Origin of the sequence: Actinomyces sp. HMSC075C01, from assembly GCF_001812965.1 — a bacterium.
GTDB lineage: Bacteria > Actinomycetota > Actinomycetes > Actinomycetales > Actinomycetaceae > Actinomyces > Actinomyces acetigenes.
Genome location: NZ_KV810969.1, coordinates 17,321 through 33,811 on the forward strand (window position 1 = coordinate 17,321; position 16,491 = coordinate 33,811).

Below are 16,491 nucleotides of genomic sequence, written 5' to 3' on the forward strand. Positions count from 1 at the left end.
GGGGGGGGAGGAGGAGCCGCGGCTTCCCGACGACCTTGAGGCCGCAGGGATCATCATCCTCACCGAGGAGATACGCCCCGACGCCGCCGAGACCCTCGCCTACTTCCGCCAGCAGGGCGTCGACGCCAAGGTCATCTCTGGTGACAGCCCCGAGACCGTGGCCGCGGTCGCCCGCCAGGCCGGAGTCACCGCTTCTGACGGCGGCGAGCTCGTCGCCCTGGACGCACGTACCCTGCCTGCCGGGGCGGGCAGCGGGCAGGAGACGGAGGAGGACCTGGAGCGCCTGGCCGACGCCGTTGAGGGCGCCAGCGTCCTGGGACGGGTCACTCCCGAGCAGAAACGGGCACTGGTGCGGGCACTGAAGTCCCGAGGGCACGTCGTCGCGATGACCGGGGACGGCGTCAATGACGCCCTGGCGCTCAAGGACGCCGACCTCGGCATCGCCATGGGCAATGGAGCGCCGGCCACGAAGGCGGTGGCGCGCCTGGTGCTGCTCAAAGGAGAGTTCTCGGCCCTGCCTGGGGTCGTGGCCCAGGGGCGCCGCGTCATGGCCAACACCGAGCGCATCGCCTCCCTGTTCCTGGCCAAGACCATCTACGCCTCGCTCATCGCCGTCGTCGTGTCAGCCCTGGCGGTCGCCTACCCGTTCCTACCCCGTCAGTTCACGGTCGTCTCCTCTCTGACGATCGGAATCCCCGCCTTCGTCCTGGCCCTGGCCCCCAGTGACCAGCGCTACCGGGAGGGGTTCCTCAGACGAGTGCTCAGTCTGTGCGTACCGGCGGGACTCATGGCGGGCACCGTGACCCTGACCACGTACCTCTGGCTGACACTCACCCACGCCCCGCGCGCCCAGGTGACCACGGCGACAACCCTGGTGCTCATCACCTGCGGTCTGTGGCTGCTTACACTCACCGCCAGACCGTTGACGAGCTGGCGGTTGGGGCTGGTGGTCCTCATGGGGGCGATCGCGGTCCTCGGCGTCGTCGCCCCGCCGGTGCGCGCCTTCTTCCTTCTGGCCTGGCCCACCCCCGGCGTGTGGTGGGTGATCGCGCTCATGGCGGGCCTGGCCGTTGGCGGCATCGAGCTGGTCCACCTGGTGCGACGCCGGATCGTGCGTGACCGTTAGGGACCGCACCCTGAGGCGTGAAGGCACATCGCCGCTGAGCGTGAAGACCGGTGCCTCAGTCCGGGTCAGGCCGGCTCAGGCCAGGACCCCGATGACCGGGTTCCACTCGCGCGCGATACGCTCTGAGATGAAGCCTGCCTGCTGGAAGGGGTCCTCCTCGAGCAGGGCCAGCGCGCCGGCCTCGTCGTCGGCCCGCACGACGATGAGGGCGTCATGGGTGCCCACGTAGGGGCCTGCGGCCAGCAGCCGGCCCTCATCGGCCAGCCGGCCGTTGAAGGCGCGGTGCGAGGGCCGAACAGCGGCCATCTCCTCGTCCTTGTCAGTGACGTAGCGGTACTCGACGGCGTAGATCTTGCTCATGACCTCAGCATAAGGGCGGCAGCGCCAGCCGTGGAGAGAACCCAGGAGCGCAGGCATTCTTCCGCCGTCCCGACCATGAGACACGTCGAACACATGTGCGATGCGCGGGACGCGCAGTCACCCCTTAGACTCGAATCCCGTGAACGACTCTCTCATCATCCGTGGGGCCCGCGAGCACAATCTCAAGGGCGTCGACCTGGACCTGCCGCGCGACACGATGATCGTCTTCACCGGACTGTCGGGCTCGGGCAAGTCCTCCCTCGCCTTCGACACGATCTTCGCCGAGGGGCAGCGCCGCTACGTGGAGTCCCTGTCCTCCTACGCCCGCCAGTTCCTCGGCCAGATGGACAAGCCCGACGTCGAACTCATCGAGGGCCTGAGCCCGGCTGTCTCCATCGACCAGAAGTCCACCTCGCGCAACCCCCGCTCAACAGTGGGCACCGTGACGGAGATCTACGACTACCTGCGTCTGCTCTACTCGCGCGCCGGTATCCAGCACTGCCCGGTCTGCGACGCCGTCATCTCCTCCCAAACCCCGCAGCAGATCGTCGACCAGGTCCGCTCCCTGCCCGAAGGCACACGCTTCCAGGTTCTCGCCCCCGTGGTGCGCGGACGCAAGGGCGAGTACTCCGAGCTCTTCGGCGAGCTGCGCGGACGCGGCTTCAACCGGGTGCGCGTCGACGGTGCCGCCGAGCGCCTCGACAACCCCCCGACCCTCAACAAGCGCCTCAAGCACGACATCGAGGTCATCGTCGACCGGCTCGTCGTCCGCGAGGGTATCCGCCAGCGCCTCACCGACTCGGTGGAGACAGCGCTCGGCCTGGCGGAGGGCCTGGTCATCATCGAGCAGGTCGACCTGCCCGAGGACGACCCTGACCGGGAGCGACGCTACTCCGAGAAGCGCGCCTGCCCCAACGAGCACCCCCTGGCCCTGGACGAGATGGAGCCGCGCACCTTCTCCTTCAACGCCCCCTACGGCGCCTGCCCCGCTTGCACCGGGATCGGCACCCGGCTCGAAGTCGACCCCGAGCTCGTTGTCCCCGACGAGGAGCTCACCCTGGCCGAGGGTGCCGTCGCCCCCTGGTCGAGCCACCAGAAGTACTTCACCCGCCAGCTCGAGGCCCTGGGCAAAGAGCTCTCCTTCGACGTCGACACCCCCTGGCGCGCCCTTCCGGCGCGTGCGCGGGAGGCGATCCTGCGCGGCAAGGACTACGAGGTCAAGGTCACCTACCGCAACCGTTGGGGGCGCGAACGCATCTACTCCACCGGCTTCGAGGGCGTCCTCGACTACGTCATGCGCAAGCATGACGAGACCGAGTCCGACTGGTCCCGGGAGCGTTACCAGGCCTACATGCGTGAGATCCCCTGTCCCGTCTGCGGCGGAGCCCGGCTCAAGCCGGAGGTGCTGGCCGTGCGCGTGGGCGAGCTGTCCATCGCTCAGCTGTGCGAGCTGCCGATCGGTGAGGCCCGAGACTTCCTGGCCGGGCTCAACCTCACCGGCCAGGCCGCCCAGATCGCCGGCAGCGTCCTGACCGAGATCAACGCGCGCCTGGGCTTCCTCGTGGACGTGGGCCTGGACTACCTCAGCCTGGCCCGCGGCGCGGCCACACTCTCCGGGGGTGAGGCCCAACGCATCCGCCTGGCCACCCAGATAGGCTCGGGCCTGGTGGGCGTCCTCTACGTTCTGGACGAGCCCAGTATCGGCCTGCACCAGCGTGACAACTCCCGACTCATCGAGACCCTCCAGCGACTGCGGGACCTGGGTAACACGCTCATCGTCGTCGAGCACGACGAGGACACCATCCGCTCGGCCGACTGGATCGTTGACATCGGGCCGGGAGCCGGCGAGCTGGGCGGTGAGGTCGTCTACTCCGGTGACGTCGCGGGCCTGGCCGGAGCCGAGGGCTCCATCACCGGCGACTACCTGGCCAGGCGGCGTCAGATCAAGATCCCCGCCACTCGACGCAAGCGGGACAAGAACCGTGAGGTCACCGTCGTCGGCGCCCGCGAGAACAACCTCAAGGACGTCACCGTCTCCTTCCCGCTCGGCGTGCTCACCGCCGTCACGGGTGTATCCGGCTCGGGGAAGTCCTCCCTGGTCAACTCCATCCTCTACCAGGTGCTCGCCAACAGGCTCAACCGGGCCCGCGGCGTACCCGGCAGGCACAAGACGGTGCGGGGAGTGGAGCACCTGGACAAGGTGGTCCACGTCGACCAGTCACCGATCGGGCGCACGCCCCGGTCCAACCCCGCCACCTACACCGGCGTGTGGGACCACATCCGCAAGATTTTCGCGGCCGTGCCCGACTCGAAGGTGCGCGGCTACGGACCCGGGCGCTTCTCCTTCAACGTCAAGGGCGGACGCTGCGAGTCCTGCAAGGGTGACGGCACCCTCAAGATCGAGATGAACTTCCTGCCCGACGTCTACGTCCCCTGCGAGGTCTGCCACGGCGCCCGCTACAACCGGGAGACCCTGGAGATCCGCTACAAGGACAAGACGGTCGCCGACGTCCTGGACATGACCATCCACCAGGCGGCCGACTTCTTCTCCGCCTCTTCGGTCATCTCCCGCCACCTCAACACCCTGGTCGAGGTGGGACTGGGGTACGTGCGCCTGGGACAGTCGGCCACCACTCTCTCCGGCGGTGAGGCCCAGCGCGTCAAGCTCGCCACCGAGCTGCAGCGCCGCTCCACCGGCCGGACCATCTACGTCCTGGATGAACCGACCACCGGGCTGCACTTCGAGGACATCCGCAAGCTGCTCGGGGTGCTTCAGGGGCTGGTGGACAAGGGCAACTCCGTGGTCGTCATCGAGCACAACCTCGACGTCATCGCCAACGCCGACTGGGTCATCGACATGGGCCCCGAGGGCGGCAAGGGCGGGGGAACCGTCGTCGTGGCTGGGACCCCGGAGAAGGTCGCCGCCACCGAGGCGTCCTATACCGGCCAGTTCCTGGCCCCGGTGCTTGAGGCCGCCCGCGGCTGACGCCCGTGCCCGCTCCGGTCCGGCTCAGCTGGACGGTTCGACGGCGGATCCTCGCCGCGCTCAGATGCTCCCGGGGCCCATGGGGACCTGGTCGTGCTCGCGACGCTGCTCCTGCGCGAAGCGGTTGTAGAGCAGTGAGAGGACGAAGCAGACGACACCTGCGGCCGCCAGCGAGATGACTCGAATGATCGAGTTCTGCGAGGCCACGTCCATAACGGCGAGCTTGAGCACGGACAGAAGCACCAGGGTCAGTCCGTAGTGGCGCAGGATCGTCAAACGCGCGCCGAAGCCCAAGACGATGCAGGCTCCGCCCGTCAGCAGGACCAGCACCGATATGAGGACCGAGCCCGGTCCCACCTCGGTGGCCACCATGACTGCGAACCACATGAGCAGCGAGTTGCCGATCGCAAGGCTCAGACACACCTCCGCACTCCGCCGCCAGGGAAGCAGGAGCCACGTGGCGCTCGCGCCCAGCCCCAGGGCGACGGCGACCAGTAGCAGCATCCAGACAGACGAGGACGCGGCATCAGCCCACGACAGCGTCGCCAGCGCCAGCATGGCCACCATCCCCGAGACGATCCAGGACGGTGCCGGCGCTCCCGTCTGCCTCCCTGATGGGTCGGGCAGGGCCGCGCCGTGGGGGCCCACCTGGTAACGGGCTCCTCGGCACTGCCCACTGAGCACTCGCAGGGGTGTGGCGCCACCAGAGACCGCACCCAGCGCGATGAGTGCGATCGTCACCAGGCCCGGGACCATGCGCAGGGCCGCCCAGGTGCCCTGGGAGTCCTCCACGAGGCCGGATCCCAGGAACGGAGCGAGGACGGTGAGATTGAAAGCCACTGCCGCCAGAGCCGCCCGCAGGGCCAGCACCCGTGGCTGAGTGCGTGAAGGTGCGGCATACGGAGCCTGGGGTGGGGAGCTGCGTGCGACTCGGTCGCCGAGCCCCTCGGCCACGCACACCATAAGCGCAGAGATCACCACGGAGATGATGAGCGACCACGAGTCGCTGCGGGAGTAAGCAGTGCCCGCAGGCACGAGAATCGGCGCCGTCCCGAGAAGGGCCAGGATCGGGGCCGGCTCCACTCTTGCGTTCATGATGGCCGGGAGAAGGCACAGCATCGCAGCGACGACGACGAAGAGATGGACCCGGGGGGCGTCAATGACCACCATGCCGGCCAGTGCGAGGGGGAAGAACGCGGCCTCGTGCCCGATCGCCATGGCGCGGCGCCAGTGATCGGGGCAGTAGCCCGGGAGAGTCGCGAGCGCCGCCGCGGCCAGCAGGAGAAGCTCGAGGAGATAGGTGATGACGACGACGGTGTGCGCCAGGTGCAGAGTCATCTGCCCCATCAACAGGTTGATGAACCCCACCATGAGCACCGCCGCAGTCAGGCCCCAGTCCCAGCCTGAGGTCTTGACACCAATGCTCCACAGCCGTGTGCTCGCGTGCATCGTCTGAGACACCAGCAGCACGCACAGGATGAGACTGATGCTGGTGCCGCCGACGGTGGAGACGCGCAGCATCGGCTGGATCGGTGCGGCGATGAGGGCTGTCGCCGTCGCCACCATCGATGTCACCGGATACCAGGCGGCCGACCTCATCCGTCCGGTGTTGCGCGACAGGACGGTGCAGGTCAGCGCCAGCACCGTGACATAGATACTGACCATCAGCCACGTGACGAGCGCGGCCTGTGGCTGGCGCGCCACGTGACTGACTGCGAACCCGATGGTCACCAGAGCGCCGATAGTGGAGACGACCGCGGTGAACAGCACCCGTGTCATGTGCGACACGGCCAGAAGCACGATGCCCCAGCAGGCCATGAGGATCAGCGCGGGCTCCGGGCGGAGCATCCCGCCGAGAAGGACGGCTCCCACGACGGCGACAAAACCCAGCCCCCCGCCAGTTCCCGTGATCGTCGCTGCGGCGACACGGTGATGGGGATGACGGAGCCCCAGTCGAGCTCCGGAGGCCGTCATCGTGACCGCGATGAGTGCCAGCCCCAGGATCTTGACGGGGTTGGGAATGGAGCCCCAGACGAGAGCCAGCAGACTGACCCCGGCAGACAGCACGAGCACCGCTGCGGCGCCGGAGAGCAGATAGCGCCCGAGGTTGCCCTCCCGCATCGCTCGCTGGACCCAGCCCGGGACTGCCTCGGCCTCAGCGCCGCCTGCCTGGCCGATCCCGGTCGGTCCCACCTGGTTCGTCCCTTGCGTATGAGGGGCGTTGCCCGCCACGGGGGCAGGCTGCATCGGAGCCGGGCTCGCCTGGGGCGCGAAGGATCGCGCGGGCTCCACGGGGGCGGGAGGCTGGAAGCGTTGGTCCTGCGGCGCCTCAGTCTGGGAGGCTTGGGGACCGTCAGCGGCCGGGGCCGTCGCGGGGCGGGCGTTCCTGTCCTCCGGGAGGGACTCGTTGACCGGGGCCTGAACGGGGGGTTCGTTGGGACGCTGCCAGGAGTGCTCCGAGGCGGCCCTCGTCTGCGGGGGAATCGCAGGCGGAGTCGTCTCCGGATGGGAGGGGCTGTCGCTCCTCGCCGTGGCGGGGGAGTCGCTGCTCTCCTGCGTCGGGGCGGCGGAGGAGTAGGTCAGCCAGGTGACGCGCTCCGCGAGCCAGTCGATCTTCCTCTCGATGAGGTCCAGTCGCTGCAGGACCAGGGCGACATTCGGCCCGACAGTGGGCGGTATGGACATGACGGTTCTCCTCGTCACTCGGTGCTCGGCGGTGAGCACGTGTCACTCAACCGGATCATCTGAGAGTAAAGGGGAGTCGTCGATGTCGTGAAGGGGGTACAAGTGCCCTGTGGATAACTCGAGAACCGGGAGAGGTCCGATCCTTCAAGAACGAACAGAACCGAACAAAGTGACACAAGAACGGTCAGGCTGAGATAGGCTGCGCGTCATGAGCGAGAACGGACTCACTTCAGCCCAGCACAAGATGCGCGACGCCGGCGTCGCAGAGCAGGCCATCACGGTCTTCACCCACTACTACCAGGCCCTGGAGGCCGGAGCCACAGGACTCATCCCCGAGGAGACCATCGAGCCCCTCACTCAGATCGACTCCCTGGCTGACGTCGAGGTCAGCGAGGAGGAGGCCCGCGAGGCGCTGAGCAAGACGGTCCTCATCCGGCTCAATGGGGGCCTGGGCACCTCGATGGGCCTGGATCGCGCCAAGTCCCTTCTGCCGGTGCGTGACGGCAAGACCTTCCTGGACCTGCTGGTCGATCAGGTCCTGGCGGCGCGTCGACGTTACGGCGTGAGCCTGCCGCTGATCCTCATGAACTCCTTCCGCACTCGCGAGGACTCCCTCGAGGTGCTGGCCGGGCACCCCGAGATCCAGATCGACGGCCTGCCCCTGGACTTCCTGCAGAACCGCGAGCCCAAGCTGCGCGCTGACGATCTGACTCCCGTGGAGTGGGAGGCCGACCCCGAGCTCGAGTGGTGTCCTCCGGGCCACGGCGACATCTACACCGCCCTGCTCGCCTCCGGGCTGCTGGACGCCCTCCTGGACAAGGGCTACCGGTACGCCATGACCGCCAACTCCGACAACCTCGGTGCGGCCCCGTCGGCCAGGATTGCCGGCTGGTTCGCGGCCTCCGGTGCGCCCTATGCCCCAGAGATGTGCCGCCGCACTCCGGCCGACGTCAAGGGCGGGCACCTGGCCGTGCGCAAGAGCGACGGGCGCATCATCCTGCGTGACACGGCACAGACCCCCGACGACCAGATGCACTTCTTCACCGACCAGTTCCGCCACCCCTTCTTCCATACGAACAACCTCTGGTTCGATCTCAAGGTGCTGCGCGACACCCTGGTCGAGCGGGGAGGGATCCTCGGGCTTCCGCTCATCAGGAACAGCAAGACGGTGGACCCCGCCGACTCCTCCTCGACGCCAGTCATCCAGCTCGAGACGGCCATGGGAGCCGCTGTGGAGGCCTTCGAGGGGGCGACTGCCATCGAGGTGCCCCGCTCCCGCTTCCTGCCGGTCAAGACCACCAACGATCTGCTGCTGGTGCGCTCGGACGTCTACAAGGTCGACGACGACGGTCTGCTGCAGATGGTTCCGGAGCAGGCCTGCACCGTGAGTCTCGACCCACGCTTCTACAAGAAGATCCAGGACTTCGAGGCCCGGTTCCCCGACGGCGTCCCCTCCATCAAGGAGGCGCAGTCGCTGACCGTGGATGGCGACTGGACCTTTGGCGCCGACGTCGTCGCCACCAGTGAGGCGCACGTGGAGGCGGAGGGCTCGCCCGGAAGGATCGCCGACGGCACCCGGATCTGAGTAAGCCGTTGGTCGCGACCTTGCCGGTCGCTACTGGCCGTTACTGGCCGTTACTGGCCGTTACACGGTGGCGCCGGACTCTCAGTCATGAGGTCCGGCGCCACCGCGCTGAGCAGGAATGAAAAAACGCTTGCCCTCCAAAGAGAGGGCAAGCGTAGGGAAAGTAAAGTGCTGTCCGGTGGGCGATACTGGAATCGAACCAGTGACCTCCTCGGTGTGAACGAGGCGCTCTAACCCCTGAGCCAATCGCCCGGTGCGGCGCTAACCATAGCCAGGCCGGTGCCCCCGGAGCAAACGGCTGCCCGGTGAGGTGAATCACCGCGATGCTGTTTGCCTGTCACTGCGATCGTGATGCTATGGTTTTCCAGCACCGAGCGGTTCGGTCGGACCGTGAGGAGTCATGCGGATGTGGCTCAGTTGGTAGAGCATCACCTTGCCAAGGTGAGGGTCGCGGGTTCGAGTCCCGTCATCCGCTCCGAGGAGCCGGGAGCGCCCAGCCCCAGCATCTCATGGTGGGTTGGCCGAGAGGTTAGGCACCGGCCTGCAAAGCCGTTTACACCGGTTCGAATCCGGTACCCACCTCGGGCGATTGGCGCAGCGGGAGCGCGCTTCCCTGACACGGAAGAGGTCACTGGTTCGATCCCAGTATCGCCCACCACCATGATGAAGGTCCGGTCCATACTGGCTCGGACCCTCCATTATGTCGGATTCCTGTGGGGCCTGGCGGCCGGCTGCAGGGCGGCGTGTCGTGAACGAGGATGATGGGCGTCTACCCTTGCGGGCATGGCCGACCCCTCGACGTACCGTCCTGCCCCGGGCGAGATCCCCACATCCCCGGGGGTCTACCGCTTCCTGGACGGGCAGGGGCGCGTCATCTACGTCGGCAAGGCCAAGAACCTGCGTCAGCGCCTGTCCAGCTACTTCCAGGACCTTGCCGCCCTGCACCCGCGCACCCAGAAGATGGTCACCACCGCATGCGCGGTGGAGTGGACAGTCGTGTCCACCGAGGTGGAGTCCCTGGCCCTGGAGTACTCCTGGATCAAGGAGTTCAACCCCCGTTTCAATGTCATGTACAAGGACGACAAGTCCTACCCCTACCTGGCGGTGACGATGGGGGAGACCTACCCCCGCGTGCAGGTGGTCCGCGGGGCCCGCAAACCGGGAACCCGCTACTTCGGTCCCTTCGTCCAGGCCTGGTCCATCCGCGAGACCGTTGACCAGCTGCTGCGGGTGTTCCCGGTGCGCTCCTGCTCCGCCGGGGTCTTTCGCCGTGCCCAGGCCTCGGGGCGTCCCTGCCTGCTGGGCTACATCGATAAGTGCTCCGCCCCCTGCGTGGGCCGCATCAGCCCACAGGACCATCGGGCGCTGGCCGAGGACTTCTGCGCCTTCATGGCCGGGCGCACCGGTCCCTACCTGCGTCAGGTCGAGGCGGAGATGAAGGCCGCTGCCGCCGCCCTCGACTTCGAGAAGGCCGCCCGCCTGCGTGACGACGCCGCCGCACTGCGCAAGGTCATCGAGGGCAACGCCGTCGTTCTGCCCGACGCCACCGACGCCGACGTCTTCGCCCTGGTCCGCGACGAGCTCGAGGCCGCCGTTCAGGTCTTCCACGTCCGCGGCGGCCGCGTGCGCGGGCAGCGCGGCTGGGTCGTCGACCTCATCGACGATGCCGGGGACGCCGAGCTCATCGAACGCCTCCTGGAGCAGGTCTACGCCTCCCTCATCGATCCGGCTGACGCCGGCGCCGTCCACCACAGCGGCGCCCCCACCTCCTCGGGTACCACCACCTCCGTCGGGGTGGGGGAGCGCGCCCCGTCCAGCCCCCTGCCCCGCAGCGGTCCCAACGGTGACGCCTCCCGGCGCAACGGGGAGTCAGCGGCCACGAGCGTCGACGACGTCGCCCACACGGCCACCACGGCGGTGCCCAAGGAGATCCTGGTCCCCGAGATGCCCAGCAACGCCGCCACCGTACGTGCCTGGTTGGTCGGCCTGCGCGGGGCGAAGGTCGACCTGCGCGTCCCGCAGCGCGGTGACAAGGCCGCCCTCATGGATACGGTGCGCAAGAACGCGGAAGAGGCCCTGCGGCTGCACAAGACCCGGCGGGCGGGAGACCTCACCCAGCGCACCCTCGCCCTCGACGAGCTCGCCGAGGCCCTCGACCTGCCCGAGGCGCCCCTGCGCGTCGAGTGCTACGACATCTCCCACACCCAGGGCACCTACCAGGTCGGCTCCATGGTCGTCTTCGAGGACGGCGCCCCCCGCAAGTCCGACTACCGGCGCTTCACCGTTCGCGGCCAGGACGGCAGCGGCGCCGCCGACGACACCGCCGCCATGCACGAGGTCCTCACTCGGAGGTTCAAGCGGCTCATCGCCGAGCAGGGGCGCGGTGAGGCCGCCGCCCGAGCGGCTGAGGAGATCGAGGACGTCGAGGGCATTGCCGTCGCCTCCGGGCCCATTGATCCGGAGACCGGCAAGGCTCGGCGCTTCTCCTACGCGCCCGGGCTGGTCGTCGTCGACGGCGGGCTGCCGCAGGTCAATGCCGCGCGCACCGTGCTCGACGAGCTCGGCATCGACGTGCCGCTCATCGGCCTGGCCAAGCGTCTGGAGGAGGTGTGGGTGCCGGGGGAGGAGTTCCCAGTCATCCTGCCGCGTACCTCGCCCGCCCTCTACCTGCTCCAGCACCTGCGGGACGAGTCCCACCGCTTCGCCATCACCCACCACCGCAAGAAGCGCTCGGCCGGCATGACCCGCTCCGTCCTGGACGGTGTCCCCGGCCTGGGACCGGCGCGTCAGGCCGCCCTCCTGCGGGAATTCGGCTCGGTCAAACGCATCCGGCAAGCCGACGTGGAGGACATCACCCGAGTCAAGGGCATCGGACCTGGTTTGGCAGGTACTATCTTGGCTCACCTCAACAGTCCGGATACCAAGCGTTAGCGTGATCTCACGGTGTGCTGGACTGGCGTCAACTCGAAAGGAAACCCCGTATGAGGATCTCCGCCCGCAACCAGCTTCCCGGCACCGTCGTCTCCATCGAGAAGGGCGCCGTCAACGGCGTCGTCAAGATCGAGGTCGCCCCCGGTGTCATCATCACCTCCTCCATCACCAACGCGGCCATCGAGGAGCTCGAGCTGGCAGAGGGCAAGAAGGCGGTCGCCGTCGTCAAGGCCTCCTCCGTCATGGTGGGCCTTCAGGACTGAGGCGGTCTCAGCAGCGGCATCAGGGCTGTCTCGGGGCATCCCCCCCGTCTCGTGCTCGTGGCCGCTCGCCCTTCGCCATTCGAGGGTGAGCGGCTCATGGCACAATCGGTTCGTGGAGATACTGCGGGTGCTCAACAACAACGTCGTGCTGGCGCGCGACGAGATTGGGCGTGAGGCGATCCTGACCGGCCGGGGCCTCGGTTTTCAGCGCAAGCGCGGCCAGAGTGTCGACGCCTCCCTCATCTCCCGTCGCTTCATCCCGGCTGACAACGCCCAGTCGGTGGCGGAGGTCATCGCCGGGATCCCGCTGGAGCGCCTGGTGCTCATTGAGCGGGTCTTCCGCAAGGCGGCCAAGGGGCTGAACGCGGATGTTCCGTCCTCGACCCTGATCGCCGTCGTTGACCACATCAACCAGGCCATGGAGCGGGTCCGCCAAGGGCTGGTCATGGACTATCCGCTGCGCGCCGAGGTCGCCCACCTGCATCCCGAGGAACTGCGGCTGGCCGAGGTCATGGTCGAGGAGATCAACGCCGCTCAAGAGGTCAAGCTGCCGGAAGGTGAGGCTGTCGCACTGGCCCTCCACCTCTTCACCGCTGCCATCGGCGCTCCCTCGGCCCAGGCCGCCAGTGAGCAGTCGCGACTCATTGGGCAGGTCATGGGGCTGCTGGGCAAGTCCTTTGGCGAGGCCTTCGATGCGGACTCCGTCGACGCTGCTCGGTTCGCGGTCCACCTGCGCTACTTCCTGGTGCGCGCACGCACCGCGGTACAGATCGAGGACGGCACCGCTTCCCAGGTGGCCCAGGCTCTACGCAGCTCCGCCCCTGACTCCTACCGGGTGGCTCTGCGCATCCGGAACCTGATGGAGATCCGTCTGGGCGTCGCCGTCACCGAGGACGAGACTGCCTACCTCGCCCTGCATGTTGCCCGGCTGAGTTCCTCCTTGCAGCAGACACATGCATAGTGACGTGTAGCACAGACTGACATCTTGTTTGCTGATCAATTTGTTCATATCATTCGCAGTGAATTCCGTTGAGGGATTCACAGGATTGTGACCCGCCAGGGGCAAGACCCGAGACACGTCAGCGTTCCCACGCTGGCATTGTCTCGGGTCTTTTTTGTTCCCCGGAAGCGGTCACTCGCTCAGGAGGACATCAATGGCGAAGGTCGACTACGCGGCGCTGGCGCCGCAGCTGCTGAACAATATCGGAGGCGAGAAGAACGTCTCCTCCATGACCCACTGCGCAACCCGCATGCGATTCGTCCTCAAGGACGAGTCCAAGGCCGCAACCGAGGCCGTCAAGGCACTCGACGGCGTTGTCACCGTGGTGCAGGCCGGAGGTCAGTACCAGGTGGTCATCGGTAACGACGTGCCGTTGCTCTACGAGGAACTGGGCAGGCTCACCGACCTGACTGGTAGCGACGATGAGACGACCGGCAACGGCGGCAGCCTGTTCGACCGGTTCATCAAGATGGTCTCGGCCCTCATCAACCCGGTGGTGTGGACGCTCGCAGGAGCAGGCCTGATCAAGGCCTTCCTCACCCTGACAACCACGCTGGGGTGGTTGAAGGAGGACTCCACCACCCACACGATCCTCAATGCCGCAGGCGATTCGGCCCTGTTCTTCCTGCCGATCCTGCTGGCCATCACCTCAGCGCGTTATTTCAAGGCCAACGAAATGACGGCCGTCGCCCTGGCCGGAGCCCTGGTGTATCCCGATATCGTCGCGCTCAACGATGCCGGCGGAGCGGTCACCTTCTTCGGCATTCCGGTGGTCATGGCGTCCTACACCTCCTCACTCGTTCCGATCATTGTGGCTGTATGGTTCCAGTCCCATCTGCAGCGCTGGCTGACCAAGATCCTTCCCTCATCCATCCGCAACTTCTCAGTTCCGTTGCTCGTGCTGCTCATCATGGTCCCCCTGACCCTCATCACTGTCGGCCCGGTGACGACGGCGGCGTCGAACGGCATCGCCTCATTGATGAACGCGCTTTTCGAACACGCACCCTGGGTGGCGGGAGCCGTCATGGGAGCCTTCTGGCAGGTCTTCGTCATGTTCGGTGTGCACTGGGGCCTGGTACCGGTCATGATCGCCCAGTACAACGACCCGGGCTTCTCCCTCATGGCGGGACCGATCTTCCCTGCCGTTCTGGCCCAGGCAGCCGCGACCCTCGGCGTTATGATCCGCACGCGCAGCAAGAAGATGCGGGAGCTGGCCGGACCAGCATCGCTGTCCGGTTTCCTGGCCGGCATTACCGAGCCCGCGATCTACGGTGTCAATCTGCCTCTCAAACGTCCCTTCCTCTACGGCTGCATCGGCGGTGCTGCGGGTGGCGTCATTGTCGCAGCAGGAAACGGGGCGACCACCTCCTTCGTCTTCCCCTCCTTCATCGGTATTCCCGCGCTGATCAACCACGGAAACCTCGTCCTGGTCTTCATCGGTATGGCCGTCGCCGTCGTCGTCTCCCTGGCCCTCACCCTCGTCGTCGGGTTTAAGGACCCGGCCGAGGAGGAACCCTCCCCGACCGTCGCCGCGCAGGGCGACGCCGAGCCCACCACCGCGCTCACGGCACCGATGAACGGCTCCGCCATGCCGCTGGAGAATGTCGCCGACCCGGTCTTCTCACCCGGGGCCCTGGGCAACGGAGTCGGCATCGTCCCCTCCGACGGTCACGTCGTCGCACCGGCATCTGGGACTGTCGTCACCGCCATGGACTCCGGTCACGCCTACGGCATTAAGACCGACGACGGCGTTGAGGTCCTCATCCATGTCGGCCTGGACACCGTCAATCTCAAGGGCGAGGGATTCACCCCCAAAGTGAGTGCCGGTGAGCGAGTCGTGCGCGGCGAGCCTCTGGTCGACGTGGATCTCAAGGCCGTTCGTGATGCAGGCTACGACCCCACCACGATCCTCGTCGTCACCAACACCGCCTCACTGGGCGCCGTCGTCCCGATCGTTGACGGCGAGGTGACGACCAGCAGCACCGTGGTTGAGATCGACCACTGAACCAATCACCCACCCGAACACCACTCTTTCCCAACGACTACCAGCCGAGCGAACACACAGGAGATCACCCATGACCGCCACGCCCACTACTCCCGAGAGCTCTCTGCGCTTCCCCGATGGCTTCCTGTGGGGCGGTGCCACTGCCGCCAACCAGATCGAGGGTGCCTACAACGAGGACGGCAAGGGCCTGTCCGTCCAGGACGTCATGCCCCGGGGCATCCTGGCCCCGCCCACCCAGGCTCCCACGCCGGACAACCTCAAGCTCGAGGCCATTGACTTCTACCACCGCTACGCCGAGGACATCGCCCTGCTGGCGGAGATGGGATTCAAGGTCTTCCGCTTCTCCATCGCCTGGAGCCGCATCTTCCCACTCGGAGACGAGACCGAACCCAACGAGGAGGGACTCGCCTTCTACGACCGGGTCCTTGACGAGCTCGAGAAGCACGGCATCGAGCCACTGGTCACCATCAGCCACTACGAGACCCCGCTGCACCTGGCGCGCACCTACGACGGCTGGACCGACCGTCGCCTCATCGGCTTCTTCGAGCGCTACGCCCGCACCCTGTTCGAGCGCTATGGCAGCCGGGTCAGGTACTGGCTCACCTTCAACGAGATCAACTCCGTGCTCCACGAGCCCTTCCTGTCCGGCGGCATCGCCACCCCCAAGGACAGGCTCAGCGAGCAGGACCTCTACCAGGCCATCCACCACGAGCTCGTCGCCTCCGCGGCCGCCACCAGGATCGCCCACGAGACCAACCCCGACATCCAGGTCGGCTGCATGATCCTGGCCGTACCCACCTACCCGCTCACCCCCGACCCCCGTGACGTGTGGGCCGCCAAGCAGGCCGAGCGTGCCAACTACGCCTTCGGGGACCTCCACGTGCGTGGCGAGTACCCCGGCTACCTGCTGCGAATCCTGAGAGACAAGGGCATCGAGCTGGAGATCACCGAGGAGGACCGCGCGCTGCTGCGGGAGCACACCGTCGACTTCGTGTCCTTCTCCTACTACATGTCCGTGTGCGAGACCGTCACCCGGTCGGCCGAGGCAGGCCAGGGCAACCTCATGGGCGGGGTGCCCAACCCCACCCTCGAGGCCTCCGAGTGGGGCTGGCAGATCGACCCGGCGGGCCTGCGCACCATCCTCAACGACTACTGGGACCGCTGGGGCAAGCCCCTGTTCATCGTTGAGAACGGCCTGGGGGCCAAGGATGTTCTCGTTGACGGCCCCAACGGCCCCACGGTCGAGGACGACTACCGCATCGCCTACATGAACGACCACCTGGTCCAGGTCGCCCAGGCCATCGCCGACGGCGTCCAGGTCCTGGGCTACACCTCCTGGGGCTGCATCGACCTGGTCTCGGCCTCCACCGCCCAGATGTCCAAGCGCTACGGGTTCATCTACGTGGACCGCGACGACGACGGCAACGGCACCCTGGCCCGCTACCGCAAGAAGTCCTTCGACTGGTACCGCGACGTCATCGCCTCCAACGGCGCCTGCCTCGTGCCCCCGTCGCAGGAACCGCCGCGGGCGTAGCCACTGCGATTCCGGG

The 16,491-nt window shown here is 67.2% G+C and carries 10 protein-coding genes and 4 tRNA genes; 11 read left to right on the forward strand and 3 right to left on the reverse strand.

The genetic code is table 11. The annotated features are described in order from the left end of the window. Window positions 1-1,126: HAD-IC family P-type ATPase (locus HMPREF2883_RS03085; protein WP_141759014.1), on the forward strand; the 1,126-nt coding region annotated here is incomplete at its 5' end. Window positions 1,127-1,201: 75 nt separating this feature from the next. On the opposite strand, the gene HMPREF2883_RS03090 is transcribed toward HMPREF2883_RS03085, so the two are convergent. Further along, the gene (locus HMPREF2883_RS03090; RefSeq protein WP_070658929.1) at window positions 1,202-1,486 is read right to left on the reverse strand and encodes a YciI family protein; all 285 of its coding nucleotides are present in this window, start codon (window positions 1,484-1,486) and stop codon (window positions 1,202-1,204) included. A gap of 139 nt (window positions 1,487-1,625) precedes the next feature. Here HMPREF2883_RS03090 and uvrA point away from each other — a divergent pair, with 139 nt between their 5' ends. Then, window positions 1,626-4,472, forward strand: a complete 2,847-nt coding sequence (gene uvrA, locus HMPREF2883_RS03095; RefSeq protein WP_070658930.1) for an excinuclease ABC subunit UvrA — start codon at window positions 1,626-1,628, stop codon at window positions 4,470-4,472. Window positions 4,473-4,532: 60 nt separating this feature from the next. Here the strand turns inward: uvrA and HMPREF2883_RS03100 are convergent, their stop codons facing one another. After that, a complete protein-coding gene (locus HMPREF2883_RS03100; protein ID WP_070658931.1) occupies window positions 4,533-7,157 on the reverse strand; it encodes a DUF2339 domain-containing protein in 2,625 nt (874 codons plus the stop codon). A gap of 208 nt (window positions 7,158-7,365) precedes the next feature. Between HMPREF2883_RS03100 and HMPREF2883_RS03105 the strand changes: the two genes are divergently transcribed. Continuing rightward, window positions 7,366-8,742 carry a UTP--glucose-1-phosphate uridylyltransferase gene (locus tag HMPREF2883_RS03105; RefSeq protein WP_070658932.1) on the forward strand — a complete coding sequence of 459 codons (1,377 nt, stop codon included), beginning with the start codon at window positions 7,366-7,368 and terminating at the stop codon, window positions 8,740-8,742. Between the two features lie 179 nt (window positions 8,743-8,921). Here HMPREF2883_RS03105 and HMPREF2883_RS03110 read toward each other — a convergent pair. Further along, window positions 8,922-8,994, reverse strand: a tRNA-Val gene (locus HMPREF2883_RS03110). 150 nt (window positions 8,995-9,144) lie between these two features. On the opposite strand from HMPREF2883_RS03110, the gene HMPREF2883_RS03115 reads away from it, so the two are divergent. The 8 genes from HMPREF2883_RS03115 to HMPREF2883_RS03150 all read left to right on the forward strand — a co-directional run bounded on the left by HMPREF2883_RS03115 (window position 9,145) and on the right by HMPREF2883_RS03150 (window position 16,475). After that, a tRNA-Gly gene (locus HMPREF2883_RS03115) sits at window positions 9,145-9,217 on the forward strand. A 36-nt stretch (window positions 9,218-9,253) separates the two neighbouring features. Next, window positions 9,254-9,324: transfer RNA gene (locus HMPREF2883_RS03120), tRNA-Cys, on the forward strand. 1 nt (window position 9,325) lies between these two features. Next, a tRNA-Val gene (locus tag HMPREF2883_RS03125) sits at window positions 9,326-9,400 on the forward strand. Window positions 9,401-9,525: 125 nt separating this feature from the next. Further along, entirely contained in the window at window positions 9,526-11,673 is a 2,148-nt protein-coding gene (gene uvrC / locus HMPREF2883_RS03130) for an excinuclease ABC subunit UvrC (RefSeq protein WP_070658933.1), read from the forward strand. A 50-nt stretch (window positions 11,674-11,723) separates the two neighbouring features. Next, window positions 11,724-11,936, forward strand: coding sequence for a TOBE domain-containing protein (locus tag HMPREF2883_RS03135; protein WP_003780741.1), 213 nt, complete (start codon window positions 11,724-11,726; stop codon window positions 11,934-11,936). A gap of 112 nt (window positions 11,937-12,048) precedes the next feature. After that, window positions 12,049-12,897: a PRD domain-containing protein gene (locus HMPREF2883_RS03140; protein ID WP_070658934.1), complete on the forward strand. Its 849-nt coding sequence runs from the start codon at window positions 12,049-12,051 to the stop codon at window positions 12,895-12,897. Window positions 12,898-13,090: 193 nt separating this feature from the next. Then, entirely contained in the window at window positions 13,091-14,941 is a 1,851-nt protein-coding gene (locus HMPREF2883_RS03145) for a beta-glucoside-specific PTS transporter subunit IIABC (RefSeq protein ID WP_070658935.1), read from the forward strand. 70 nt (window positions 14,942-15,011) lie between these two features. Then, window positions 15,012-16,475 carry a glycoside hydrolase family 1 protein gene (locus HMPREF2883_RS03150; protein ID WP_070658936.1) on the forward strand — a complete coding sequence of 488 codons (1,464 nt, stop codon included), beginning with the start codon at window positions 15,012-15,014 and terminating at the stop codon, window positions 16,473-16,475. Window positions 16,476-16,491: the final 16 nt, after the last annotated feature.

Coding starts and splice junctions, on each gene's coding strand:
- HMPREF2883_RS03135 (WP_003780741.1), top strand. CDS start 11,724: ATGAGGATCTCCGCCCGCAACCAGCTTCCCGGCACCGTCGTCTCCATC.
- HMPREF2883_RS03150 (WP_070658936.1), top strand. CDS start 15,012: ATGACCGCCACGCCCACTACTCCCGAGAGCTCTCTGCGCTTCCCCGAT.
- HMPREF2883_RS03105 (WP_070658932.1), top strand. CDS start 7,366: ATGAGCGAGAACGGACTCACTTCAGCCCAGCACAAGATGCGCGACGCC.
- HMPREF2883_RS03145 (WP_070658935.1), top strand. CDS start 13,091: ATGGCGAAGGTCGACTACGCGGCGCTGGCGCCGCAGCTGCTGAACAAT.
- uvrC (WP_070658933.1), top strand. CDS start 9,526: ATGGCCGACCCCTCGACGTACCGTCCTGCCCCGGGCGAGATCCCCACA.
- HMPREF2883_RS03090 (WP_070658929.1), bottom strand. CDS start 1,486: ATGAGCAAGATCTACGCCGTCGAGTACCGCTACGTCACTGACAAGGAC.
- HMPREF2883_RS03100 (WP_070658931.1), bottom strand. CDS start 7,157: ATGTCCATACCGCCCACTGTCGGGCCGAATGTCGCCCTGGTCCTGCAG.